The organism is Brevundimonas sp. PAMC22021, assembly GCF_019443405.1.
In the GTDB taxonomy this organism is placed as follows: domain Bacteria; phylum Pseudomonadota; class Alphaproteobacteria; order Caulobacterales; family Caulobacteraceae; genus Brevundimonas.
This window is the reverse complement of sequence record NZ_CP080376.1, coordinates 1547666-1570170: the sequence shown is the minus strand read 5'-3', so window position 1 is coordinate 1570170 and position 22505 is coordinate 1547666. Positions and strand designations below refer to the sequence as shown.

General features: G+C 67.4%; 26 protein-coding genes. 12 read left to right on the top strand and 14 right to left on the bottom strand.

What is annotated here, in order from left to right; genetic code table 11:
• Positions 1-118: 118 nt before the first annotated feature.
• The 5 genes from rpsM to KY493_RS07590 all read left to right on the top strand — a co-directional run bounded on the left by rpsM (position 119) and on the right by KY493_RS07590 (position 3138).
• Entirely contained in the window at positions 119-487 is a 369-nt protein-coding gene (gene rpsM / locus KY493_RS07610) for a 30S ribosomal protein S13 (RefSeq protein ID WP_219895796.1), read from the top strand.
• Between the two features lie 16 nt (positions 488-503).
• On the top strand, positions 504-893 hold the full coding sequence (rpsK, locus tag KY493_RS07605; protein WP_201100505.1) for a 30S ribosomal protein S11: 390 nt from the start codon (positions 504-506) through the stop codon (positions 891-893).
• A gap of 97 nt (positions 894-990) precedes the next feature.
• On the top strand, positions 991-2010 hold the full coding sequence (locus KY493_RS07600) for a DNA-directed RNA polymerase subunit alpha (RefSeq protein ID WP_219895795.1): 1020 nt from the start codon (positions 991-993) through the stop codon (positions 2008-2010).
• A 117-nt stretch (positions 2011-2127) separates the two neighbouring features.
• Positions 2128-2547 carry a 50S ribosomal protein L17 gene (gene rplQ, locus KY493_RS07595; protein ID WP_219895794.1) on the top strand — a complete coding sequence of 140 codons (420 nt, stop codon included), beginning with the start codon at positions 2128-2130 and terminating at the stop codon, positions 2545-2547.
• A gap of 90 nt (positions 2548-2637) precedes the next feature.
• A complete protein-coding gene (locus KY493_RS07590) occupies positions 2638-3138 on the top strand; it encodes a GNAT family N-acetyltransferase (RefSeq protein WP_219895793.1) in 501 nt (166 codons plus the stop codon).
• Here the strand turns inward: KY493_RS07590 and KY493_RS07585 are convergent.
• The 4 genes from KY493_RS07585 to KY493_RS07570 all read right to left on the bottom strand — a co-directional run bounded on the left by KY493_RS07585 (position 3110) and on the right by KY493_RS07570 (position 7098).
• Positions 3110-3973: a hypothetical protein gene (locus tag KY493_RS07585; RefSeq protein ID WP_219895792.1), complete on the bottom strand. Its 864-nt coding sequence runs from the start codon at positions 3971-3973 to the stop codon at positions 3110-3112. The genes KY493_RS07590 and KY493_RS07585 overlap by 29 nt on opposite strands.
• Complete coding sequence (locus KY493_RS07580) at positions 3963-4883, bottom strand: ABC transporter ATP-binding protein (protein WP_219895791.1); 921 nt, start codon at positions 4881-4883, stop codon at positions 3963-3965. Before KY493_RS07580 ends, KY493_RS07585 begins: the two co-directional genes overlap by 11 nt.
• An 80-nt stretch (positions 4884-4963) precedes the next feature.
• Positions 4964-5209 (bottom strand): DUF2164 domain-containing protein, encoded by a 246-nt coding sequence (locus KY493_RS07575; protein WP_219895790.1) that lies wholly within the window; start codon positions 5207-5209, stop codon positions 4964-4966.
• On the bottom strand, positions 5209-7098 hold the full coding sequence (locus KY493_RS07570; protein ID WP_219895789.1) for an ABC-F family ATP-binding cassette domain-containing protein: 1890 nt from the start codon (positions 7096-7098) through the stop codon (positions 5209-5211). The genes KY493_RS07575 and KY493_RS07570 overlap by 1 nt, the downstream gene beginning before the upstream one ends.
• 92 nt (positions 7099-7190) lie before the next feature.
• On the opposite strand from KY493_RS07570, the gene ndk reads away from it, so the two are divergent.
• Both ndk and KY493_RS07560 read left to right on the top strand, forming a co-directional pair.
• Positions 7191-7610, top strand: coding sequence for a nucleoside-diphosphate kinase (gene ndk, locus KY493_RS07565; RefSeq protein WP_219895788.1), 420 nt, complete (start codon positions 7191-7193; stop codon positions 7608-7610).
• Positions 7611-7710: 100 nt separating this feature from the next.
• On the top strand, positions 7711-7911 hold the full coding sequence (locus KY493_RS07560; RefSeq protein ID WP_219895787.1) for a hypothetical protein: 201 nt from the start codon (positions 7711-7713) through the stop codon (positions 7909-7911).
• 68 nt (positions 7912-7979) lie between these two features.
• Here the strand turns inward: KY493_RS07560 and purN are convergent, their stop codons facing one another.
• Positions 7980-8561 carry a phosphoribosylglycinamide formyltransferase gene (gene purN, locus KY493_RS07555; RefSeq protein WP_219895786.1) on the bottom strand — a complete coding sequence of 194 codons (582 nt, stop codon included), beginning with the start codon at positions 8559-8561 and terminating at the stop codon, positions 7980-7982.
• A complete protein-coding gene (gene purM, locus KY493_RS07550; protein WP_219895785.1) occupies positions 8558-9598 on the bottom strand; it encodes a phosphoribosylformylglycinamidine cyclo-ligase in 1041 nt (346 codons plus the stop codon). The genes purN and purM overlap by 4 nt, the downstream gene beginning before the upstream one ends.
• A gap of 80 nt (positions 9599-9678) precedes the next feature.
• Between purM and rnd the strand changes: the two genes are divergently transcribed.
• Positions 9679-10830 carry a ribonuclease D gene (gene rnd / locus KY493_RS07545; RefSeq protein ID WP_219898424.1) on the top strand — a complete coding sequence of 384 codons (1152 nt, stop codon included), beginning with the start codon at positions 9679-9681 and terminating at the stop codon, positions 10828-10830.
• A gap of 43 nt (positions 10831-10873) precedes the next feature.
• On the opposite strand, the gene KY493_RS07540 is transcribed toward rnd, so the two are convergent.
• From KY493_RS07540 to KY493_RS07520, 5 genes are all read right to left on the bottom strand, one after another.
• On the bottom strand, positions 10874-12358 hold the full coding sequence (locus KY493_RS07540; protein WP_219895784.1) for a Ppx/GppA phosphatase family protein: 1485 nt from the start codon (positions 12356-12358) through the stop codon (positions 10874-10876).
• The gene (locus tag KY493_RS07535) at positions 12358-14574 is read right to left on the bottom strand and encodes an RNA degradosome polyphosphate kinase (RefSeq protein ID WP_219895783.1); all 2217 of its coding nucleotides are present in this window, start codon (positions 14572-14574) and stop codon (positions 12358-12360) included. The genes KY493_RS07540 and KY493_RS07535 overlap by 1 nt, the downstream gene beginning before the upstream one ends.
• A gap of 59 nt (positions 14575-14633) precedes the next feature.
• Positions 14634-15314 carry a DnaA ATPase domain-containing protein gene (locus tag KY493_RS07530; protein WP_219895782.1) on the bottom strand — a complete coding sequence of 227 codons (681 nt, stop codon included), beginning with the start codon at positions 15312-15314 and terminating at the stop codon, positions 14634-14636.
• A gap of 88 nt (positions 15315-15402) precedes the next feature.
• The gene (locus KY493_RS07525; protein WP_219895781.1) at positions 15403-15690 is read right to left on the bottom strand and encodes a YciI family protein; all 288 of its coding nucleotides are present in this window, start codon (positions 15688-15690) and stop codon (positions 15403-15405) included.
• A 39-nt stretch (positions 15691-15729) separates the two neighbouring features.
• A complete protein-coding gene (locus KY493_RS07520) occupies positions 15730-16701 on the bottom strand; it encodes a hypothetical protein (RefSeq protein WP_219895780.1) in 972 nt (323 codons plus the stop codon).
• A gap of 139 nt (positions 16702-16840) precedes the next feature.
• Between KY493_RS07520 and aspS the strand changes: the two genes are divergently transcribed.
• Positions 16841-18619 (top strand): aspartate--tRNA ligase, encoded by a 1779-nt coding sequence (aspS, locus tag KY493_RS07515; RefSeq protein ID WP_219898422.1) that lies wholly within the window; start codon positions 16841-16843, stop codon positions 18617-18619.
• A gap of 36 nt (positions 18620-18655) precedes the next feature.
• Here aspS and KY493_RS07510 read toward each other — a convergent pair whose 3' ends face one another.
• Both KY493_RS07510 and KY493_RS07505 read right to left on the bottom strand, forming a co-directional pair.
• The gene (locus tag KY493_RS07510) at positions 18656-19549 is read right to left on the bottom strand and encodes a pentapeptide repeat-containing protein (protein WP_219895779.1); all 894 of its coding nucleotides are present in this window, start codon (positions 19547-19549) and stop codon (positions 18656-18658) included.
• 62 nt (positions 19550-19611) lie between these two features.
• Positions 19612-20094: a pentapeptide repeat-containing protein gene (locus KY493_RS07505; protein ID WP_219895778.1), complete on the bottom strand. Its 483-nt coding sequence runs from the start codon at positions 20092-20094 to the stop codon at positions 19612-19614.
• 177 nt (positions 20095-20271) lie between these two features.
• On the opposite strand from KY493_RS07505, the gene KY493_RS07500 reads away from it, so the two are divergent.
• Genes KY493_RS07500 through KY493_RS07490 form a run of 3 tightly spaced genes read left to right on the top strand, consistent with a single transcriptional unit; the run spans position 20272 to position 21666 of the window.
• Positions 20272-20664 carry an NADH:ubiquinone oxidoreductase subunit NDUFA12 gene (locus KY493_RS07500; protein ID WP_219895777.1) on the top strand — a complete coding sequence of 131 codons (393 nt, stop codon included), beginning with the start codon at positions 20272-20274 and terminating at the stop codon, positions 20662-20664.
• A 4-nt stretch (positions 20665-20668) separates the two neighbouring features.
• A complete protein-coding gene (locus KY493_RS07495) occupies positions 20669-21319 on the top strand; it encodes a DUF2155 domain-containing protein (RefSeq protein WP_219895776.1) in 651 nt (216 codons plus the stop codon).
• A gap of 11 nt (positions 21320-21330) precedes the next feature.
• Entirely contained in the window at positions 21331-21666 is a 336-nt protein-coding gene (locus tag KY493_RS07490; protein WP_219895775.1) for a hypothetical protein, read from the top strand.
• On the opposite strand, the gene lepB is transcribed toward KY493_RS07490, so the two are convergent.
• Positions 21663-22433, bottom strand: a complete 771-nt coding sequence (gene lepB / locus KY493_RS07485; protein ID WP_219895774.1) for a signal peptidase I — start codon at positions 22431-22433, stop codon at positions 21663-21665. The two genes, KY493_RS07490 and lepB, sit on opposite strands and share 4 nt — an antisense overlap.
• Between the last annotated feature and the right edge of the window lie 72 nt (positions 22434-22505).

Below are 22505 nucleotides of genomic sequence, written 5' to 3'. Positions count from 1 at the left end.
CCATTGACGTCCGGTGAATCGCCGCTATAAGGACGGCCTTCCGCGAAGGGCGCCCACGCTCCTGGTCTGTTGACCGGAGCGTTTGTTGCGTCTGACTAACGCGCATCTGGAGAGTTTCGTGGCCCGTATCGCAGGCGTCAATATCCCGACCAACAAGCGCGTCGAAATCGCGCTGCAGTACATCCACGGCATCGGCCCGGCCGCCGCCAAGGAAATCACCGAAAAGGTCGGCATCGAGGCCGCCCGTCGCGTCAACCAGCTGTCGGACGCCGAAGTCCTGCAGATCCGCGAGACGATCGACCGCGACCACACCGTCGAGGGCGACCTGCGCCGCGAGACCTCGATGAACATCAAGCGCCTGATGGACCTGGCCTGCTATCGCGGCCTGCGTCACCGCAAGGGCCTGCCGGTCCGCGGCCAGCGCACGCACACGAACGCCCGCACCCGCAAGGGTCCGGCCAAGCCGATCGCCGGCAAGAAGAAGTAAGAGAAAGAGCTGACCGATGGCCAAGGAACCGGGTCGCGTTAAGCGCCGCGAACGCAAGAACATCACGTCGGGCGTGGCTCACGTGAACGCCAGCTTCAACAACACCATGGTGACCATCACCGACGCGCAAGGAAATGCGATTTCCTGGTCGTCGGCCGGTCACATGGGGTTCAAGGGCTCGCGCAAATCGACGCCGTACGCCGCCCAGATGGCGGCCGAGGACGCCGGCAAGAAGGCGCAGGAGCACGGCGTCAAGACGCTGGAAGTGAACGTCTCGGGTCCTGGTTCGGGTCGCGAGTCGGCGCTGCGCGCGCTGCAGTCGGTCGGCCTGACGATCACCACGATCCGCGACGTCACGCCGATGCCGCACAACGGCTGCCGTCCGCCGAAGCGTCGCCGCGTCTAAACACGCAGCCGCTCTAGCCGCCGCCCCCTATTCCCGCCGGTTTCCATCCGCCTCGTCGACAGGGCAGGAAACCGGCGAAACCCGTTCGAGGGACAAAATGATCGAAAGAAACTGGCAAGAGCTGATCCGTCCCGAGAAGCCGCAGATCGAGGTCGGCTCCGACGCCCAGCGCAAGGCGCGCCTGGTGGCCGAGCCCCTGGAACGCGGTTTCGGCGTGACGCTCGGCAACGCGCTGCGTCGCGTGCTGCTGTCGTCGCTGCAAGGCGCGGCGGTGACCGCCATCCAGATCGACGGCGTGGTCCATGAATTCTCGTCGCTGGAAGGCGTGCGCGAGGACGTGGTCGACATCGTGCTGAACATCAAGCAGCTGGCGCTGCGCATGCACGCCGAAGGCCCCAAGCGCATGACCCTGCGCGCCACGGGCCCCGGCCCTGTGACCGCCGGCCAGATCGACGCCCCGGCCGACATCGAGGTGCTGAACCCCGATCACGTCATCTGCACCCTGGACGACGGCGCTTCGGTCCGCATGGAACTGACCGTGCAGAACGGCAAGGGCTATGTGGCGGCCGAGTTCAACCGTCCCGAAGATGCGCCGATCGGCCTGATCGCCGTCGACGCCCTGTATTCGCCGGTCAAGCGCGTCGCCTATCGCGTCGAGCCGACCCGCCAGGGTCAGTCGCTCGATTACGACAAGCTGCTGCTGGAAGTGGAAACCAACGGCGCGGTGTCGCCGGTGGACGCCGTGGCCTATGCCTCGCGCATCCTTCAGGACCAACTGCAGATCTTCATCACCTTCGACGAGCCGAAGAAGGCGGTGGAGGCTTCCGAAGGCAAGCCGGACCTGCCGTTCAACCCGGCCCTGCTGAAGAAGGTGGACGAGCTGGAGCTTTCGGTCCGTTCGGCCAACTGCCTGAAGAACGACAACATCGTCTACATCGGCGACCTGATCCAGAAGACCGAGGGCGAGATGCTTCGCACCCCGAACTTCGGCCGCAAGTCGCTGAACGAGATCAAGGAGGTCCTGACCTCCATGGGTCTGTCGCTCGGCATGGACGTGCCGAACTGGCCGCCCGAAAACATCGAAGATCTGGCCAAGAAGTTCGACGACCAGATCTAAGTTCAACCCTCCGCCCGTCTCCTCCAAGGAGAAAGCCGGGGCGGTTAGAAGATTACGGTTCTAGGTCCCGCGTTCCCCAAGAGGTGGGATACCGGAGCCGGAGTAGGAGAGACCCCGATGCGCCACGGCGCCGCCCACCGCAAGCTCGGCCGCACCAGCAGCCACCGCACCGCCATGTTCGCCAACATGGCCGCCTCGCTGATCAAGCACGAGCAGATCAAGACGACCCTGCCCAAGGCCAAGGAACTGCGTCCCTTTGTCGAGAAGCTGGTCACCCTGGCCAAGAAGGGCGACCTGCACGCGCGTCGCCAGGCCATCAGCCAGGTCCGTGACGTGACGCAGGTCGGCAAGCTGTTCGACACGCTGGGCAGCCGCTACGCCGAGCGCAACGGCGGCTACATCCGCATCATGAAGGCCGGCTTCCGACACGGCGACAATGCGCCGATGGCCGTGATCGAATTCGTCGATCGCGACGTTGACGCCAAGGGTCAGGACTCGGGTCCGGTGATGGCCTACGAAGGCGACGACGAGGCCTGAGCCTCGCTTACGCGATGATCGATCTGAAGAGGGCGACCGGGCGATCCGGTCGCCCTTTTTCTTTGTCCGCGATTGCGGCATGAGGCGGTGATGAGGACCGCCGACACCTTGACCATCATCGACTACGAACCGCGTCACGCGGCGGGCTGGGCGGCCCTGAACAGGGCTTGGCTGACCGAGGGCGGGTTTGTGATCGAGGCCAAGGACGACAAGGCGATCGGCGATCCGCAGTCCGCGTTTCTGGATGGTGGCGGACGCATCTTCATCGCGGAGGCCGCCGGAGAGCCGGTCGGGTGCTGCGCCCTGATCCGCATCGATGGCGGCTTCGAGGTGTCCAAGATGACGGTCAGTCCCCGCCTGCGCGGGCAGGGCCTGGCCCGGCGACTGCTGCAAGCCTGCGAGGCGGCGGCGCGAGCGTCGGGCGCGGCGAGGCTGTATCTGGAGACCAACAGCGCGCTCAAGCCGGCCATCGCGCTGTACGAAAGCGAAGGGTTCGTTCACTTGCCGCCGCGTCCGACCCCCTATGCGCGGGCGGACGTGTTCATGGAAAAGCGGCTGGCGGCTATTCCTTCGCCAGGTCCTGCCGCCTGAACCAGGCCAGGGCGGCGAGCAGCGGAAGCAGGGTCCAGAGCACCAAGCTGGTCAGCGCCGGCCACAGAGCCGGAGCCGGACCCGGAACAGGCCCTGCTGGCGGAACGACCAGCGTCTTCAGCGCGTCATAGGCATGTCCGGGCAGCAGGAGGTGCATGGTCCAGCCCTGCGGCTCCCAGCCGAACACCGCCGGTCCCAGTTGACCGAGCAGCGTCTGGACGAAACCCAGCGCCCAAGGCACGAACAGCGCGGCGAGCAGCGAACGGCTGACCACCGCCGTCAGCAAGGCGATCATGACGTACTGGACGATGCGGAGCCAGGAAAGCAGCCACGTCAGGACCAGATCGCCAAGGGCGCCCGCGCTCATGTCGAAAGTTATGGATCGCTCGAACATGGCGGCTTGCGCCAAGGCCACGATCAGGCCGGCGATCTGGAAGACCACCATGCCGGCGAGCGCCAGTCCCGTCATGACCAGCAACTTCCCGCCCAGCAGCGAGGTTCGGCCATTGCGCGCGCTGATCAGTCGCCAGGTCTCCCACCGGTAGTCACCGGCATACAGGGTGGCGGCGGCGACAAGCATGAGCACTAGCATCAGCCCGTTGGCGCCTTTGTCGGCGCTGGCGATCAACGTGTCGGCGAGGTTGAGCGGCGCGCTCGCCGATCCTGGATTGAGGCCCATGGCGGCCGCCGCCGCGCCGCCCTGCGTCCGCGCCTGCCACAGCAGGAACAGGCCGCCCAAGACGAACAGCAACGGCGTCAGAAAGACCGACAGGCCGATCTGGATGCGGTTCTTGGACAGCCGATAGGCTTCGGCGCGTGCGGCGTCAGCCAGCATGGTTGGGCTCCTTGACGCCGGTCCAGCCGGTCTCGGTCATGAACACGCTTTCCAGGTCGGCGCCGACCCAGCGCGCTTCGTCGATCTCGATCCCGCCCTCGACCAGCGCGCGAATGAGCGAAGGCGCTTCGCTGCGTGGCACAGAGGCCAACACGGCGTCGCCGTCCAGGCTCCCGCGTTCGCCCAGCACCGCCATGACGCGTGCGAGCGGCGTGGCGGACAGCCGCAGCCGCTCGCCCGAGGCCGTCAGTTCCGAAACACGGCCCTCGGCGACGACCTTGCCCTTGTTGAAGATGGCGACGCGGTCGCAGACGCGCTGCACCTCCTGCAGCTGGTGGCTGGCTAGGATGATGGTCACGCCCTCGATGTCGGCCAGCGAGCGGATCAGCGCGCGCATCTCCTGGATACCGGGGGGATCCATGCCGCTGGTCGGCTCATCCAGGATGACGAGGTCGGGTTTGGTCATCAGGGCGGCGGCGACCCCCAGCCGCTGCAGCATGCCGACGGAAAAGCCGCGCACCTTGCGATCGGCCGCTTCGGTCAGGCCGACCCGCTCCAGCCACCGCCGGATGTCGGCGTCCGCGACGCCGCCGTGCGACCGTCCCAGCCAGTGCAACACCTGTCGCGCCGTCAGGTAGGGCGGGAACCTCGGCGTCTCGATCATCGAGCCCATGCGCCGCATCGCGGCCACGTCGCCGATCGGACCGCCCATGATGGTCGCGCTGCCCTCGGTCGGCCGGATCAGGCCCAGCAGGGTGCGGAACAGCGTCGACTTGCCCGCGCCGTTCGGTCCCAGCACGCCGTAGACGCCGCCGCGTGGGATGCTGAGCGTCAGCCCGTCAAGCGCCCTGACCGACCCATAGGTCTTGGTCAGGCCATGGGTCTCAATGACGGGAGCGCTGCTGGTCATGAAGCCAGCTTGGCTGTCGGATCGGCGTTCGACAAGGCGGATCACACGGGCGCCGCATTAAGCTTCGGCAATGATCGGCCTCAAGGCCGCGTGCGCTCCAGGGCATAGAGCGCCTCGACCACATCGTCCGCCTTGGCCCGCACCACCGCCTGCGCGTCGTAGACGCCGCGATTGTAGAAGGCGCCGCCGATTTCCCGCCCGATGAAGTCGAGCAGCATCTCGGCCGGCAGTTGGGCCAGGTCGTGATCCAGTTCGTCGCGGAAGTAGGCGCGTAAGCTTGCGGTCGCCGCCGTGCGTTCCTCTGGCGAGAAGACGATGGGCTTCATTAGGCGACTTCCGCCAAGGCTTCCTCCGCGGCGACCCAGTCCGCCTCGGCGGCGTCCAGGTCGGCCTGCGCCTTGCCTCGAGCGCGGGTCAGGCCCTCCAGCTTCCTGGGATCCCGGGCCGCGGCGTCGGCGAGATCGGCGTCAATGCGGGCAAGGTCGGCGGTCAGCGCGGCCATGCGCTCCTCCGCCTTTCTGACTGCGTGACGCAGGGTGGAGGGGGAGGGGCCGCCCTTCTTCTTCTCGACCTTGGGCGCGGACGCCGCGATCGGCGCGGCTTCGACCACCGGCGCGTCGCGGACCTGGCTGGGCTTCATGCCGGCCTGTTTGGCGCGGTCGAGCACGAACTTGGCGTAATCGTCCATGTCGCCGTCGAACGGCTTCACCGAGCCGTCAGCGGCCAGCCACAGCCGGTCGGCCACCAGCTCCATCAGCGAGCGGTCGTGGGTGATCAGGATCACCGCGCCGTTGTAGTCGTTCAGCGCATCCAGCAGCGCGCGGCGACTATCGATGTCCAGGTGGTTGGTGGGCTCGTCGAGGATCAGGATGTGCGGCGCATCCATCGCCACCAGGTTCAGCAGCAGGCGCGCCCGTTCGCCGCCGGACAGCGCCTCGACCTTGGTTTCCTGCTTCTCGAACGGCAGGCCGAACTGCGCCAGTTTGGAGCGACGGCTGCTTTCCGATGCTTCCGGCATGGCTCGGCGGATGATTTCCAGCGGCGTGTCCGTCGGATCCATCGCCTCGATCTGATGCTGGTGGAACCAGCCCACGCGCATCTTGCCGTCGCGGTGGAACTCGCCCGCCTCGATGGGCAGGGCCTTTGCGATCATCTTGGCGAAGGTCGACTTGCCCGCGCCGTTGACGCCCAACAGGCCGATGCGGTCGTCCAGGTCCATGCGCAGGTTCAGGCCGCGCAGGATCGGCTTGCCGGGCTCATAGCCGACCGAGCCCCGCTCCAGCCGGATCAGCGGCGGCGGCAGGGGACGCGGCGGGGAGGGGAGGACAAAGGGCGCGACGCGTTCTTCGGGCGGCAGCTCGACCGGCTGCAGCTTGGCCAGCCGCTTGACGCGCGACTGCGCCTGCGCGGCCTTGGACGCCTTGGCCTTGAAGCGATCGACGAAGGACTGCAGGTGCGCCCGCTCGGCCTCCTGCTTGGCGCGCGACGCCTGCAGCAGCCGCAGCTTCTCGGCCCGGCGCTGCTCGAAGGCGTCGTAGTTGCCGGTGTAGAGTTCCAGCTTGCGGTTCGACAGGTGCAGGATGTGGGTGCAGACCTCGTTCAGCATCTCGCGGTCGTGCGAGATGATCAGGGCGGTGTGCGGATACTTCTTCAGCCGCGCCTCGAGCCACAGCGCGCCTTCGAGGTCGAGGTAGTTGGTCGGTTCGTCGAGCAGCAGCATGTCCGGCTCGGCGAACAGGGCGGCGGCCAGCGCCACCCGCATCCGCCAGCCGCCGGAGAAGTGCGACATGGGCCGCTGGATGTCCTCCTGGCTGAAGCCGAGGCCGACCAGGATTTCCGAGGCGCGGGACGGCGCGGACTCGGCGTCGATCTCGATCAGCCGCATCCAGATCTCGCCCATCTCCTCCGGCTCGGCGGTGTCCAGCCGGGTCATCAGCGAGTGACGCTCGACGTCGGCCTCCAGGATGGTGTCGAGCACGCTGACAGGCGTCGCCGGGTGCTCCTGATCGACCGAACCGATCCGGGCGGTCTTGGGCAGGCTGACTTCGTCGCCGTTGGCGGCCAGTTCGCCCAGAATGAGCTTGAACAGGGTCGACTTGCCGATGCCGTTCCGACCCACCAGCCCGACCTTGGCGCCGGGCGGCAGGCTAACGGAGGCGTCGTCGAGGAACTGGCGGCCCCAGGCGTTGTAGGTGAGGTTGGAAATCTGGAGCATGGGTCGACAGCGGCCTTGCGGCGGGATTGGAAAGCGGAGAGGGCGTCGCTATAAGCCCGCGACCCTCAATCTCCCAACAAGAAGTCACCCCCATGACCGAACGCACCTTCTCGATCATCAAGCCGGACGCGACGCGTCGCAACCTGACCGGCAAGATCAACGCCGTGATCGAAGACGCCGGCCTGCGCATCGTCGCCCAGCGCCGCGTCAAGCTGACCGACGCCCAAGCCAAGAAGTTCTACGAAGTGCACGCCGATCGCCCGTTCTACGGCGAACTGGTGTCGCAGATGACGGCTGAGCCGGTCGTGGTGCAGGTGCTGGAAGGCGAAGGCGCCGTGGCCAAGTACCGCGAAGTGATGGGCGCGACCAACCCGGAACAGGCCGCAGAAGGCACCATCCGCAAGCAGTTCGCCCTGTCGATCGGCGAGAACTCGGTGCACGGCTCCGACAGCCTGGACAATGCCAAGATCGAGATCGAGCAGTTCTTCACCGAAGACCAGATCGTCGGCTGAGCGGTTCGCCAACCGTGACAATATGGCCCGCCGCCGGAACCGGGGGCGGGCCATTTCGTTTGGGTGCTATCGGAACTCATCCTCCCCAAGGAGACTGACCATGAAGACCCTGATCAAGATCGCTCCCGTCGTTGGCGTCGTGGCCCTGCTGGCCGCCTGCGGACAGACCATGGAACAACGCGCGGCCACCGGCGCCCTGGGCGGCGCTGTCGCCGGCCAGGTGCTGGGCGGCAACACCGGCTCGACCGTGGCCGGTGCCGCCATCGGCGGCGTGGCCGGCGCGGCGACGACCCCGCGCTAAGACGTCTCGGCCCTCGAGGCTGAAGCGAAGCGGCCCCGGAGTTCTCTCCGGGGCCGTTTTCGTGCGTGTCAGTCCAGGGTGTTGCAGACCGCGTGCAGCACGCGCGAATAGAGCTGGTGCTCCGCCGTCTTGACCCGCTCGGCCAGCGACGAAGGCGTATCGTCGGGCAGGACAGGCACGCGCACCTGGCCCAGGATCGGGCCCTCGTCCACGCCTTCGGTCACGCCATGCACAGTGCAGCCCGCCTCGGCGTCGCCGGCGGCGATGGCGCGAGCGTGGGTGTCGAGGCCGGGATAGAGCGGCAGCAGGCTGGGGTGGATGTTCAGCATCCGCCCGCGCCAGGCGCCGACCAGCCACGGCGTCAGCACCCGCATGTAGCCGGCGAGCGCGACCATCTCGACGTCATGAGCCTTGAGGGCTGCGTCGATGGCTTGTTCGTGCGCCGCGCGGTCCTTGGCGAACGCCACGTGCGGAATGGCCACAGCTGCGACCCCCTTGGCCTCGGCCACAGCCAGGCCGCCCGCGCCTTTGATGTTGGAGACGACCAGCACCACCTCGAACGCCGCTTCGGGGGCCAGACCCGCGTCGATCAGGGCCGCCATGTTGGAGCCCGCACCCGAGATCAGGACGGCGACCCGGCGCTTTCTCATGCGGCGGCTTGCAACTGTCCGCAGACAAAGGCGATCTCGCCGGCGGTCAGCAGCGCCTCCAGCACCGGCTCGGCGTTCTCGGGCGACACGATCAGGATAAAGCCGACGCCGCAGTTAAAGGTCCGGCGCATCTCGTGATCCGAGATGCCGCCCGTCTCCGCCAGCCACTGGAACACCGGCGGCGCCTGCCAGGCGCTCCAGTCAAAGGCGGCCTCAAGCCCTTCGGCGATGCAGCGCGGCGGGTTCTCGATCAGCCCGCCGCCGGTGATATGCGCCGCGCCCTTGACCAGGCCGTCCTTCATCAGCGGCAGCACCGACTTCACATAGATGCGCGTCGGCTCCATCAGCGCCTGGGCCAGCGAACGATCGATGGCGAAGGGGGCGTCGTCGCCCCAAGCCAGTCCGGACTTCTGCACCACCTTGCGGATCAGCGAGTAGCCGTTGGAGTGCGGGCCCGACGAGCCGACGCCGATGATGACGTCGCCCGCCGATTGGCGGTCCAGATAGGGCAGGGCCTGACCCCGCTCGACCGCGCCGAGACTGAAGCCCGCCAGGTCATAGTCGCCGCCGCCGTACATGCCCGGCATCTCTGCCGTTTCGCCGCCGACCAGGGCGCATCCGGCCTGACGGCAGCCTTCGGCGATGCCCGAGACGACCCGGCGCGCGGCGTCGATCTCCAGCTTGCCCGTGGCGTAGTAGTCCAGGAACAGCAGCGGCTCGGCGCCCTGAGCCAACAGGTCGTTGACGCACATGGCGACCAGGTCGATCCCGACGCCGTCGTGCCGGCCGGTCTCGATGGCGATCTTCAACTTGGTGCCCACGCCGTCGGTGGTGGTGACGATCAGCGGGTCCTCGAACCCCGCCGCCTTCAGGTCGAACAGGGCGCCGAAGCCGCCTAGAGACGGCTCCGATCCCGGTCGTGCGGTGGATTTCGCCAGCGGCTTGATGTGCTCGACCAGCATCTCTCCGGCGTCGATGTCCACGCCGGCGTCGGCATAGGTCAGGCCGTTTGTTGTGGAACGGTCGGTGTCGCTCATGGGTCACGGCCTGAATCGGAAGGCGGAAAACTGTGGCGGCGTCTTGCCACAATGCGGTCGCGCCGCGCTATAGCACCGGAATGACGCCGATCACCACCAATGAGGCGCTGGCCGAGTTCTGCGCCCGCCTGTCCGCCGCTCCCTTTGTCGCGGTGGACACCGAGTTCATGCGCGAGACGACCTATTGGCCCAAGCTGTGCCTGATCCAGGCGGCCTCGACCGAACACGCCGGCATCATCGATCCGATGGCCGACGGGCTCGATCTGGAACCGTTCCTGGACATTCTGCGCGACCCGAACATCGTCAAGGTCTTCCACGCCTGCCGCCAGGACGTGGAGATCTTCGTGCGTCTCGGCGCCATGCCGCGGCCGCTGTTCGACACCCAGGTGGCGGCCATGGCGGCGGGATTCGGCGAGCAGGTGGCCTATGATTCGCTGGTGCGCCAGACGCTGAAGATCGATCTGGACAAGGGCAGCCGCTTCACCGACTGGGCGCGCCGGCCGCTGTCGGACAGTCAGCTGACCTATGCGCTGGGCGACGTGACGCACCTGGCAGCCCTGTATCCCAAGCTGCGTGACCGCCTGCACAAGGAAGCCCGGCTGGATTGGGTCATGTCGGAGATGGAGGGGCTGACCGATCCGGCGCTCTATGACACCGATCCCGAGAACGCCTGGAAGCGGCTGCGGCCCAAGAAGTACTCGGCCAAATACCTGGCGGCCTTCAAGGCCGTGGCTGTGTGGCGCGAGCGTGCGGCGCAGGAGCGCGACCAGCCGCGCGGCCGCATCCTGAAAGACGAAGGCGTCGACGAGATCGCCCAGCAGGCGCCGACCGACCCCGAGGCGTTCAACCGTCTGCGTTCGGTGCCCAAGGGATTCGGCGGCTCGCGCCTGGGGCTGGAACTGTCAGAGGAACTGAAGCGCGTCCTGGCCGATCCGGAGGCGCATGCGCCCAAGATGGATCGGCCCGCTCACAACCAGCCCGCGCCGCCTTCGGTGGTCGAACTGCTCAAGGTGCTGCTGAAGGCCAAGAGCGACAATGCGGGCGTCGCCTCCAAGCTGATCGCCACCGTCTCAGACCTGGAGAAGATCGCGCTCAGCGACGCAGCCGACGTCGAGGCAATGAAGGGCTGGCGCCGTCAGCTGTTCGGCGAGGATGCCCTGAAACTGAAGCGCGGCGAGATCGCGCTGGTGCTCAACGGCGCCCGCGTCGAGGTGGTCGAGATCGAGGGCTGACCCGAGAACTCTCCTCCCCATCTGCGATGGGGCGGAGAGCGGTTCAGATGCTGAGTTCCAGGCCCATCGCCTCAGCCAGAGCCTTGGCGCGCTTGCGGGTTTGTTCGCCCAGCAGCACGTCGGCGTAGCCTTGACGCGCCTGGAGGCGCAGAGCGTCGTCGCCGACGGTCGCGCTGGCGTTGGCCAGCAGTTGCGGCGAACGACCCGACAGGTCGCAGGCCAGACGGATCGCCAGTCCCAGCGCGCGGGCGCGCCGCGCCGACCGCTCGTCCAGCAGGCGTGCGATGGTCTGGGGCTCGGGCGTGGCGGCCGGGCCGCCGTAGCGGGCGTTGACTGCGACCGCCAGAAAGGCCCGTTCGGCGTGGCTCTGTCCCGGCACCGGGGCGCGCAGAACCTGGTCGAACACCAGCTCCAGCCTGTGGTCCGGGTGCAGCCGCGCGCCGAGGTCGGCCAGGCGACAGGCTGCGTCGGTCAGCACCCGGTCGCGCTCGGCGCCGAATGCGGGCGGCAGGACGGCCACGATGCCGGAAATCCAGCCGTTCAAGGCGCCCGGCAGAGCAGGAGAGATGCCTTGCCGCCCACCCAGCGCTGCGCAGCCGGCCAGCAGCGGATCGGCGGCCTTTTCCGGCGCGTCCAACTGCTCGAACAGCAGACCTTCGCGCACGCCCCAGGCCGAGACCTCGATGGTGCGAAGACCCAGATGCCGGATCAGGCCCTCCAGCACCAGACCGGCGTAGGGCAGGGTCTCGGCCCGCTTTCTCGATACGCCCGGCTGTCGTTCCAGAAGCTGCCTGGACTGCTGCGCCACCATCTGCGCGGCTTCCAGCGCCTCGTCGGCTGTCATCTCGTACTGGTGCACGACATGAAGCGGATAGTCCTTCAACCGCATCTGCACCTGGGCCAAAGTGCGCCAGGCGCCGCCAACCGCGTACAGGCGTTCGGCGCGGAACTCGTCGGCCACAGTCGACAACCGTTCGTCGATCCGAGCCCGAATTCGGGCCGCGTCGAACGGTTTGCCGTCCGCCAGCGCGAAAGGACCGAGCGGCAGGGTTACGCCCCCTTCTACGCCGTGGCCGTTGAGGCGCGTCAGTTCCAGGCTGGCGCCGCCCATGTCGGCGGAAACGCCATGCGCGCGCGGGGCGCCGGCCAGCACGCCCAGCGCCGCATAGCGCGCCTCTTCCTCGCCGGACAGGACGCGGATCTTCAGTCCCGTCTCGGCGGCGACGCGTTCGCAGAACTCGGGGCCGTCCGCAGCCTCGCGCACGGCGGCGGTGGCGGCGATCAGGGTTTTCTCCGGCCGGACCCCCTCAAGCACGGCGGCGAAACGGCGCAGCGCCGTCATCGCCATCGGCAGGCCCTCCGCCGACAGCCGACCGGTGACGGGCAGGTCGCGGCCGAGGCCCGCCAGCACCTTCTCGTTGAAAACCGTCCAGATCGCGCGACCTTCCAGCCGGTAGAGCACCAGGCGGACGGAGTTCGATCCGATATCGATGGCCGCGATGTCGCGCGGCGCGGGCAGATCGGCCATCAGCGAGCCGGCCGCTCGAGCCGCAGCTCTTCGGGACGGGTCTTCACCTTGCGGCCGCGACCGGACAGGCTGGGATTGGTCATGAAATATTTGTGCGCCGAGAAGGGCCGTTCCGGATCGACCGGCTGGACGCGCGTGTAGCGTCCGGCGGCGTCCAGCACCCAGCTCTGCGCATCGTCCTTGAGGTTGGCGACCATGATCTGGTCCAGAACCTGATCGTGCACCGTTGCGTTCCGGATCGGCGTCATCAACTCGACGCGCCTGTCCAGATTGCGCGGCATCCAGTCGGCCGAGGAGATGAAGACCTTGGCCTTGTCGCTCGGCAGGTCCTGGCCGTTGGCGAAGGCGACGATCCGGCTGTGCTCCAGGAAGCGGCCGACGATGGACTTGACCCGGATGTTCTCCGAAAGGCCGGGGACGCCGGGGCGCAGGCAGCAGATGCCGCGCACCACCAGGTCGATGCGCACGCCCCACTGGCTGGCGCGGTACAGGGCGTCGATGATCTCGGGGTCCACCAGCGAGTTCAGCTTGACCCAGATGGCGGCCGGCTTGCCCATGGCGGCGGCCGACATCTCCTTGCCGATCAACTCGATCAGCGTGGACTTCATGTTCAGCGGCGAGACAACCAGCGCCTCCAGCTCGTCCGGCGTCGCATAGCCGGTGATGTAGTTGAACACCCGGCTGGCGTCCCGCCCCAGCACGGGATCGGAGCTGAACAGCGACAGGTCGGTGTAGATCTTGGCCGTCACCGGATGGTAGTTGCCGGTGCCGAAGTGGCAGTAGGTCTTCAGGCCTTCGCCCTCGCGGCGCACGACGACGCTCAGCTTGGCGTGGGTCTTGTACTCGACGAAGCCGAAGACGACGTGGACGCCCGCGCGCTCCATGGCGCGGGCCCAGCGCAGATTGGCCTCCTCGTCAAAGCGAGCCTTCAGCTCGACCAGAGCGGTGACGTTCTTGCCGTTCTCGGCCGCCTCGATCAGCGCCGCGACGATGGGACTGTCCTTGGAGGTGCGGTAGAGCGTCTGCTTGATTGCCAGGACGTTGGGGTCGCGCGCCGCCTGGCGCAGGAACTGCACCACCACGTCGAAGCTCTCGAACGGGTGGTGGATCAGCATGTCCTTTTCCCGCACCGACGCAAAAATGTCGCCGCCGTTGTCGCGCACGCGCTCGGGATAGCGGGGTTCGTAGCCTTTGAACTTCAGCTCGGGCCGATCAGGGGGGATCAGTTCGCCCAGCTGCGCCAGCCCCAGCATGCCGTCCACCAGCACCACGTCCTGCGGCGCGGCCTGAAGTTCCTCGACAATGAAGTCGCGCAGATCGGGCGGCATTGAGGCTTCGATCTTGACCCGCACCACCGAGCCCAGACGCCGCTGTTTCAGCGCCTCCTCGAACTCCAGCACCAGGTCCTCGGCCTCTTCCTCGATCTCGATGTCCGAATCGCGGATCAGGCGCAGCACGCCCTTCTCCAGCACTTCGCAGCCGGGAAACAGGTGATCGATGAACAGGACCAGCACGTCTTCCAGTGAGACGAATCGCTGGCGGCCCTTCGCCGACCGTCCATCGACCGACAGCGCCCAGAACCGCCGCACCTGGGTCGGCACCGGAACCAGGGCGTAGAAGGTGCGGGTCTCGCCCTTGCGCCTCAGCTTCAACGCCAGAGAGAAACCGAGGTTGGGCAGGAAGGGGAACGGGTGCGCCGGATCGATCGCCAGTGGGGTGAGGATGGCGAACAGCTGGTTCAGGAACTCGGGTTCAAGCCGATCGCGTTCTGTCTTGGTCAGGCGTCCGCCGCTGACCACCTCGATGCCGCACTCGGCCAGTTCGCGCCGCAACTGGCGCCAGCGCACCTGCTGCTCGGCCATCAGCTGGCCGGCGGCGATGTTGATCCGCTCGAGTTGCTCGGCCGGCGACAGTCCGTCAGCCGATAGCACGCGCACCCGCTCGCGCAACTGGCCCTTCAGGCCGGCCACGCGCGTCATGAAGAACTCGTCCAGATTGTTGGCCGAGATCGACAGGAACCGCAGCCGCTCCAGCAGCGGGTGCAGCGGATTGGCGGCCTCTTCCAGCACGCGCTCGTTGAACGCCAGCCACGAGGTTTCGCGATTGAAGAACCGCTCGGGCGAGGCCATCAGCTCTTCGCTTAGCGCCAGCTGCGGGGCGCGCGAGGCGGGCACCTCCTGACCTCGGGTGGCGTCGTGAATGGCGGCGTCGGTCATGGATCGTATGTCGCGCGCCCGTGTGACGGTCGCAAGCGCAGAGAGGCGATTTGCCGCCTTCAGCCGCCCTCGGCCTGCAGCTCGTCCAGCACTTCGCGGGCCAGAACCCGCGTCACCGGCCGGTGTCGGGCATCCAGTCGCTCGACGGCGGCTGCGGCGGCCTCGGCCGACCTATCCAGCCGCCGCACCAGATAGTCGATCACCTCCGGCGCCGGCGCGATGCTGCGCTCGGCGAAGCGCGTCCGCAGAATGGCCGCCAGCACCGCGTCATCCGGCGCCTCCAGCCCCACGGTGCGCATGGCGTCCAGGCGCGAGCGCAGGTCGGGCAGGGCGGTCGCCCATCCACGCGGCGCGCTGCGCGAGGCGAGCAGCAGCGGCGCCCCCGTCGAGACCGCCAGGTTGATCAGGTGAAACAGGCTCTCGTCATCCGCATCCTGGGCCCGATCGAGCAGCAGCGGCCGTCCCTCGATTTCGCGTGGATCGATCAGCCCGGCCTCGGCGCCATGCAAGGCGACGGCGCCGACCCGTTCGGCCCAGATTTCCGCCAGCCGGCTCTTGCCCGAGCCCGCCGGTCCATGCAGCGCCAGAACCGCCCCCGCGCCGTCCGGCCACCGCTCCAGCAGGCGAACGGCGGCCTCGTTGCTGGCGGACACCACAAAGGCCTCGGACGCGCCATGTCGCTCGAGCGGCAGCCGCAGCTGCTCTCCGGCCGGGATGTTCAGAGCGCCGTCGGCAGGCATGGCCGGATCAATAGCACGCGCCAAGTCCCCGCGCGCCGTTCGGTTCCTGTTGGTTCCGGGGAGCGTCGCCGCCGCCTGTGGATGATCCTCAAAGAAACTCGGCCATAGCGGGATGATACTTGCCGGGCGCGAACTCGATCACCTCGTAGTCCGCGATGCCGTGGACCTGGAAGGGGTCGTCACGGAGCAGGGCGACCAGCGCCTCCCGCGTGCCTCCGCCGCGCGCCAGCAGCACGCCTCCGGTCCTTGGAACCATGGGGCCGGTGGCGACCAGCAGTCCGCTCTGCACATGCTGCTCCAGCCATGCCCTATGCTCGGCCGTTTTCGCCTCCACCGCCTCGATGGGTTTCAGGTAGCGCAGGATGACAACGAACATGGCGATCTCGGTAGAGGTTCTTAGGTCGAAAACCCGCGGTCACCCGGAAGGCGTGGCGGCGGCTTGCTCGTTCATCATACGCAGTTGATCTTCCTGCGCCTCTAACGTCGGAACGCCCGCTGCGGACCGCACTGCCTCCGGCAATAGGTTCCTGTCGAGATCTCCTTGAGAGAAGCCGACGTCTTCGTTCCTGCGAACAAACTGGGTCCCGTAGATTTGCGGCTTCGCGATGGATTGAAGGTAGCGGTCGAGGGTGGCGGCGGCGATCCATGCAGCGTCGACCTGCCCAAGCGCGACAGCGGCGTCGGCAAGCGCGTGCGCGAGGAGATAATCTTCCGGCTTTCCGCCGTGTTGGAAGATGAAGGCGGCTCTTCTGTAATCAGACCCGCTTCGAACCTCGCCTCGATCCAGCATACCGCGCATCTGGGCGCGGCGCTCGGCGTCATGAGCCGACACCACTGTCCAGTCGATGTCCTCGACGTGTCGAGCCGCTTGGTCAGCATCGAAGAGCGCCCGGAGCTCGGCGTTATCCTGAAGGGAAGGCGGAGTGTAGCTGTAGGTTCGCGCCGGGTCCCACGGACCGACCGTTACATCTGACGGCACGCGTTGCAGCGGCAGTGGCGGAAGAGGGGAGCCCACCAGCACCAAGGCGGTAGATCCATCGGCTTCGCGCCGGACTTCGTATTCACTGCTTTGGCTCGGATCGTCGGTCACGGTGCGGTACAGGGCGCCGGCACCCGTCGCCCTTATGAACTGGAGAGTGCGATGGACGACAGGCATCTGAAGCTCAGATAGCTGGACCCCTCCTGCCGCCGAGGTGAGGCTCATCGAGCTTGGTCCCTCTGTCGATCCGCCTGCGCCTGGATCGGTGTCGAGCCTGAGAATGAAGATCGTCTCACCCTCGACCTTCCATGCCCAGGCGCCGGCAAGACCGCTCTCGGCAGCCGCCGCCGGTCGCCAGGCGAGGGCAACTAGACAAATGAGCACGCCGGCAAGACGTGAAAGGTGCATCGGGGCGTCCTTGAGGAAGGGTTTGAGGCTGCGACCGTGCAGCCGCCGTGGCAAGGCCCCAACCTTGACTTTCCGGGGCGATGATGCGCCCTACGCCGTTCCATTTCGCCGCTCCTGCGGCCCCGACAAGACGATCTTCATGCACGCCTATCGCTCTCACACCTGCGGCGCGCTGCGCGCCTCCGACGCCGGCTCCTCGGTTCGCCTGTCCGGATGGGTGCACAGGAAGCGCGATCACGGCGGCCTGCTGTTCATCGACCTGCGCGACCACTATGGCCTGACCCAGCTGGTGCTGCACCCGGAGACGCCGGGCTTCGAGCGGGTGGAGCGTGTCCGGGCCGAGAGCGTGATCCGGATCGACGGCGAGGTCGTGCTGCGCGAAGGGGCGACCATCAACGCCAACCTGCCGACCGGCGAGGTCGAGGTGCGGGTGCAGGCGGTCGAGGTGCTGTCAGAGGCCGCCGAGCTGCCGCTGCCGGTCTTCGGCGAGCCGGAATATCCCGAAGAGATCCGCCTCAAGCACCGCTATCTCGATCTGCGGCGCGAGACCCTGCACCGGAACATTGTGCTGCGCTCGCGCGTGATCCAGTCGATCCGCAACCGCATGTTCCAGCAGGGCTTTCTGGAGTATCAGACGCCGATCCTGACGGCGTCGTCGCCGGAAGGCGCCCGCGACTTCCTGGTGCCCAGCCGCCTTCATCCCGAGAAGTTCTATGCGCTGCCGCAGGCGCCGCAGCAGTTCAAGCAACTGCTGATGGTGTCGGGTTTCGACCGTTACTTCCAGATCGCGCCCTGCTTCCGCGACGAGGATCTGCGCGCCGACCGGTCGCTGGAGTTCTATCAGCTCGATGTCGAGATGAGCTTTGTCACGCAGGAAGACGTCTTCGCCGCCATCGAGCCGGTGATGCACGGCGTGTTCGAGGAATTCGGCGAGGGCAAGCGCGTCGACGCCTATCCGTTCCAACGCATCCCCTACCGGGAATCGATCGCCAAATACGGCTCGGACAAGCCGGACCTGCGCAATCCGATCGAGATGCAGGACGTGTCGGATCACTTCCGCGACGGCGGGTTCGGCCTGTTCAACAAGATATTGGCGGCCGATCCGAAGAACCGCGTCTGGGCCATCCCGGCGCCGACCGGCGGCTCGCGCGCGTTCTGCGACCGCATGAACTCCTGGGCGCAGGGCGAGGGCCAGCCAGGGCTCGGCTACATCTTCTGGTCCGACGACCAGGGCGCCTGGGGCGGGCCGATCGCCAAGAACCTGGGCGAGCCGACCGACGCCCTGATGACAGCGCTGGGCCTCGGGCAGGGCGACGCCGCCTTCTTTGTCGCCGGCGATCCGGACAGCTTCTACAAGTTCGCAGGCAGCGCGCGAACCCGCGTCGGGACCGAGCTGAAGCTGCTCGATGAGGACCAGTTCCGCTTCTGCTGGATTGTCGACTTCCCGATGTTCGAATGGTCGGACGAGGAAAAGAAGGTCGATTTCAGCCACAACCCCTTCTCGATGCCGCAGGGCGAGCTGGAGGCGCTGAACACCAGGGATCCGTTGGATATCCTCGCCTATCAGTACGACATCGTCTGCAACGGCTATGAGCTGTGCTCGGGCGCGATCCGGAACCACAAGGCCGAGATCATGCTGAAGGCGTTCGAGATCGCCGGCTATGACGCCTCGGTGGTCGAGGACCAGTTCGGCGGCATGCTGAACGCCTTCCGCTATGGCGCGCCGCCGCACGGGGGCCTCGCGCCCGGCATCGACCGCATCGTCATGCTGCTGGCCGGCCAGCAGGCCATCCGCGAAGTCATCGCCTTCCCGCTGAACCAGCAGGGCGAGGACCTGCTGATGAGCGCGCCTTCGCCGGTTCAGGACAAGCAGATGAAGGAACTGCACATCCGCACCGCTCCGCCGATCAAGGTCTGACCGCTGATCTCCTCCCCATCCTTGATGGGGAGGAGACTATTCGGAGACCAGAACCAGATTGCGCTGGCGTGGCGGAATGGGCGGAGCAGGCGGCGCGGGAGGCGTGCGGATCACGCGAATAACGCCGCGACAGGCCTGAGCGGTCAGGCGACCGGGCAGACGGGTTGTGGCGTCACCGCAGGCCAGCGACACCTGCCCCTGGGTAAGGCCGCGAGCGCCGGACAGGTCCACGCCGCGAATGTCGGTGCGTCGCATCTCCGCATCGGAAAAGTCCGCCCGGTCGAAGCGGCCGCCGGTCAGGCGCGCCGCCGTCAGCTCCGCATCGCGGAACGAGGCGCCGGTGAAGTCGCCCGACGCCAGGTTCGAGGCGTTGACCTGAGCATTGGCGAAGTTCGCGCCCGCCGCCTTCACATTGGCCAGGGTGGCGCCGAACAGCGCGCTGCCGCTGAGATTGGCGCCGCTGAGCGTCGCGCCGTTGAAGTTCACGCCGTGCAGTTCGGCGCCCGACAGATCGGCGCGCGACAGGTTGGACCGCACGAACGAGGACCCTTGGGCCTCCGCCCCGGCCAGCGAGGCGTTGGTGAAGTTCGCCTCCGCAAAGTTGGCCCCCAGGATCTCGACGCCGCGCAGATTGGCGCGGGTGAAGTCGCTGCCGGTGAAGTTGGACCCCACCAGTTCGGCGCCGCGCAAATCCGATCCCACCAGGGTGGCGCTGATGAAGGTGGCGCCGGTAAAGGTCGCGCCCGTCAGGTTGCGGCCCGACAGCTCACAGCGATTGCACGATCCGCCCAGCGACACCGACCGCGCCACGTCTCGGTCTTGCAGCAACAGTTCGACGCCGGCGGACGCCGGGGCCGCCGCAAGCGTCAAGCTGGCCGCGGCGAGCGCGACAGAGAGGCGACGAAAGAGGGGATTGGCGATCTGTTCCACCCTCTCTTCATGCGCCGAAGCGCCTGATGAACCTACTTAAATCGCGGTAACGAAGGAGACGCTCAGCAGGCGGGGATGCGCAATCCGCGCGGCAGAACCGTCGAGGCGTCGCCACAGGCGCGGTTCAGTTGGGCCTGGGTCAGGCCGGTCGCGCGGGCCAGGCCAGCGCCGGAGAGGTTGGTCCCCGACAGTTGCGCCCCCGAGAAGTTGGCGCCCTCCAGATAGGCGCCGACGAAGCTGGCGTTGGTCAGGTCGGCGCGCGAGAAGTTCGAGCCGGAGAAGACGCCGCCGTAAGCCTCCACGTCGCGCAGGTCGGCGTTGGAGAAGCGGGTCCGGTTCATCACCGACAGGCTGAGATCCGCCTGACGCAGGCGTGCGCCGGAAAGGTTGAGACCGCGCCGCTCCAGCCCCGAGAAGTCACCCTGGAACAGGTTGCAACCGCCGCAGTTTGCGCCCCGCCGCACGCTGGCGATCTGACCGGCATTCTGGGCCAAGGCAGGCGTGGCGGCGGCCAGAAGGGCCAGGGCGACAAGGAGGCGTTTCATGACGGCGTGGGCTCCGGTTCGGCGCGGGCTGCATGCAAGCCGCGCGCCAGCCTACCCGCCTCTCAGTTAAGAAGCCTGCACCGCCCGCTGAATGCTGGACGAAGCGTGCGGGCGTTTCTATGATCGCGCAGCCGCCGGACCCTCCGATGCGGCCGGACTGGCGTGGGTTGGGTTGACGTGTTGAGCAAGATTTTCGGCTGGTGGAACGGAGCCACGATCGGCACCCTGTTCACCATCGCCAAGCGGGGCCGACTGGTCGGCGCCGACGAGAACGGCAATCGCTATTACGAGAGCCGCGACAACATCAGCTATGACGGTCGCCGCCGGCGGTGGGTGACCTACAACGGCTATGCCGAGGCGTCCAAGGTGTCAGCCGACTGGTACGGCTGGCTTCATTACACCTTCGCCGAGCCGCCGACGGTGCAGCCGCTGCCGCGCCGCAGCTGGGAAAAGGACCACCTGCCGAACCTGACCGGCACGCCGCTGGCCTGGCGCCCGCCCGGCTCGCTGGCGAACGAAGGCAAGCGCCCGGCCGCCACCGGCGATTACCAGGCCTGGACTCCCGAGTAAGAGAATGGCGCGTCTCGGCGGACGATTGGCGATGGGCCTGGCGGCGGCGGCGTTGCTGACCGCCGGCGGCGTGACGGCCAGCGCGCTACAGGACGCGCCGCGTGACGCCCGTCCCTCGCAGGACCCGATCGGCGACGTCCTTCGCGCCACGCCGCCGTCACCGCCGGTCGAGGGAGCGCCGGCAGGGCAGCCCGCGCCGGCCGCGCCCGTGCCGATCACGGTTCCCCCGCCGGTGGTGATCGTCGAGGAAGCGGCAGAGCCGGTCGCTCCGGCGCCGACCAAGACCACGGCCGCCGAAAAGCCCATCGAGCAGCCTGCCGCCCCAGCCAAGCGTCAGCGGCACAAGGTCGCCGTGATCCAGGCCATCGACAAGGTCACGGCCGAATCGATGCGGTTCGAGGTGCAGGTCGGAGGCCGACCCGTCCGTTTCGCCCGCAATCTGATCTTCAACGTCAGCGCCTGCGAGGTCTCCACGCCCGACGAACTGACCGAGGACGCGATCGCCTATGTCGATGTCTCGGTCCAGCCCCGAGGCACGACCCAGCCCCAGCCGCCGCGCGAGGTGTTCCGCGGCTGGATGTTCGCCTCGTCGCCAGCTGTCAGCGGCCTTCAGCACCCGAATTACGACGCCTGGGTCGTGGCCTGCAAGGATTGAGGAGGCAGGCCGTGCAGCGTTCCAAGCCGCCCAAGAAGAGCGAAAGCCTCGAGGTTCGCCTTTCGTATACGACCAAGACGGCTTTCATGGCGCGCTGCCGGGACGAAGGCCGCACGGCCAGCGACGCCATTCGCGACTTCATCGATCGTGAGATCGGGGCCTCAAGGAGCAATCGCGCCAGGATCGCCTGGAGACCCTTGTTGATCGCGGCGACGGCCGGGTTGGCGCTGGGTGCGGTCGCCGCGCCGTCACTGGCGGAGAGCATGGCCGCCGACGCTGCGGCGTTCCATCGGCTGGATCGCGATCAGGATGGCCGGCTGAGCCTGCGGGAGTTCCGCGCCCGCTAGCGGATCGGAAGCAGAAAACGATCTGGCTGCAGGTTCAGCCAGGTCCATGGCTTCCACAAGGACGCGCCGGCGCGCCAAGAGGCGAGCACCACCGCCGCCCGACCCACGATGTTCTCGGCCGGCAGGAGGCCCACGCCGATCTCGCGCGGCCAGCGGCTGTCCAGCGAGTTGTCGCGGTTGTCGCCCATCATGAAATAGTGGCCGGCGGGTACGCGAAATGCATCCGTGTCGTCGCCCGCCATGCCGGGGCCCTCGTCATAGGTGACATAGCGCCGGCCGGTGGACGCCTCTTCCTCCACCTCCATCACGACGCGTTCGGGAGCGTCATGGTCGCGCGTCATCCGCAAAGGCGTCCGCTCCAGCGGTTGGCCGTTGACGAGAACGACGCCGTTGCGGACTCGCACCTCGTCTCCGGGTAGGCCGATGACGCGCTTGACCCAGACCTCCCCCGGATCGTGCGGGCGACGAAACACCACCACGTCTCCACGCGCCGGATCCCGACCAAAGAGGCGTCGACCGCCGGCAGTCGGTGACCCGCCGGGCAGCGACGCGGTGCTCCAGCCATAGGCGAACTTGGAAACCACGATGTAGTCGCCGGTCACCAGGCCCGGCTCCATCGACGACGAGGGGATTGTGAACGGCTGAAAGGCCACGGTGCGGAGCCCCGCAGCCAGAAGCATGGCGACGGCGAGGGTTGCGATGATGTCAGCCACGTCGCGCCAGAAGGCGCGGCGCGTGCGAGCGGGAGCAGGTGCGATCTGGGTCATGCGACCACCAAGCCGGCTTTGGAGCAATGGCCAGTTGAGACGTGTCCGGACGCCCCGAGATCGTGTCCGGAC

Excerpts from the sequence above, each read along its gene's own strand:
- rpsK (WP_201100505.1), top strand. The coding sequence starts at position 504 with ATGGCCAAGGAACCGGGTCGCGTTAAGCGCCGCGAACGCAAGAACATC.
- KY493_RS07600 (WP_219895795.1), top strand. The coding sequence starts at position 991 with ATGATCGAAAGAAACTGGCAAGAGCTGATCCGTCCCGAGAAGCCGCAG.
- rplQ (WP_219895794.1), top strand. The coding sequence starts at position 2,128 with ATGCGCCACGGCGCCGCCCACCGCAAGCTCGGCCGCACCAGCAGCCAC.
- KY493_RS07590 (WP_219895793.1), top strand. The coding sequence starts at position 2,638 with ATGAGGACCGCCGACACCTTGACCATCATCGACTACGAACCGCGTCAC.
- KY493_RS07585 (WP_219895792.1), bottom strand. The coding sequence starts at position 3,973 with ATGCTGGCTGACGCCGCACGCGCCGAAGCCTATCGGCTGTCCAAGAAC.
- KY493_RS07580 (WP_219895791.1), bottom strand. The coding sequence starts at position 4,883 with ATGACCAGCAGCGCTCCCGTCATTGAGACCCATGGCCTGACCAAGACC.
- KY493_RS07575 (WP_219895790.1), bottom strand. The coding sequence starts at position 5,209 with ATGAAGCCCATCGTCTTCTCGCCAGAGGAACGCACGGCGGCGACCGCA.
- KY493_RS07570 (WP_219895789.1), bottom strand. The coding sequence starts at position 7,098 with ATGCTCCAGATTTCCAACCTCACCTACAACGCCTGGGGCCGCCAGTTC.
- ndk (WP_219895788.1), top strand. The coding sequence starts at position 7,191 with ATGACCGAACGCACCTTCTCGATCATCAAGCCGGACGCGACGCGTCGC.
- KY493_RS07560 (WP_219895787.1), top strand. The coding sequence starts at position 7,711 with ATGAAGACCCTGATCAAGATCGCTCCCGTCGTTGGCGTCGTGGCCCTG.
- purN (WP_219895786.1), bottom strand. The coding sequence starts at position 8,561 with ATGAGAAAGCGCCGGGTCGCCGTCCTGATCTCGGGTGCGGGCTCCAAC.
- purM (WP_219895785.1), bottom strand. The coding sequence starts at position 9,598 with ATGAGCGACACCGACCGTTCCACAACAAACGGCCTGACCTATGCCGAC.
- rnd (WP_219898424.1), top strand. The coding sequence starts at position 9,679 with ATGACGCCGATCACCACCAATGAGGCGCTGGCCGAGTTCTGCGCCCGC.
- KY493_RS07540 (WP_219895784.1), bottom strand. The coding sequence starts at position 12,358 with ATGGCCGATCTGCCCGCGCCGCGCGACATCGCGGCCATCGATATCGGA.
- KY493_RS07535 (WP_219895783.1), bottom strand. The coding sequence starts at position 14,574 with ATGACCGACGCCGCCATTCACGACGCCACCCGAGGTCAGGAGGTGCCC.
- KY493_RS07530 (WP_219895782.1), bottom strand. The coding sequence starts at position 15,314 with ATGCCTGCCGACGGCGCTCTGAACATCCCGGCCGGAGAGCAGCTGCGG.
- KY493_RS07525 (WP_219895781.1), bottom strand. The coding sequence starts at position 15,690 with ATGTTCGTTGTCATCCTGCGCTACCTGAAACCCATCGAGGCGGTGGAG.
- KY493_RS07520 (WP_219895780.1), bottom strand. The coding sequence starts at position 16,701 with ATGCACCTTTCACGTCTTGCCGGCGTGCTCATTTGTCTAGTTGCCCTC.
- aspS (WP_219898422.1), top strand. The coding sequence starts at position 16,841 with ATGCACGCCTATCGCTCTCACACCTGCGGCGCGCTGCGCGCCTCCGAC.
- KY493_RS07505 (WP_219895778.1), bottom strand. The coding sequence starts at position 20,094 with ATGAAACGCCTCCTTGTCGCCCTGGCCCTTCTGGCCGCCGCCACGCCT.
- KY493_RS07495 (WP_219895776.1), top strand. The coding sequence starts at position 20,669 with ATGGCGCGTCTCGGCGGACGATTGGCGATGGGCCTGGCGGCGGCGGCG.
- lepB (WP_219895774.1), bottom strand. The coding sequence starts at position 22,433 with ATGACCCAGATCGCACCTGCTCCCGCTCGCACGCGCCGCGCCTTCTGG.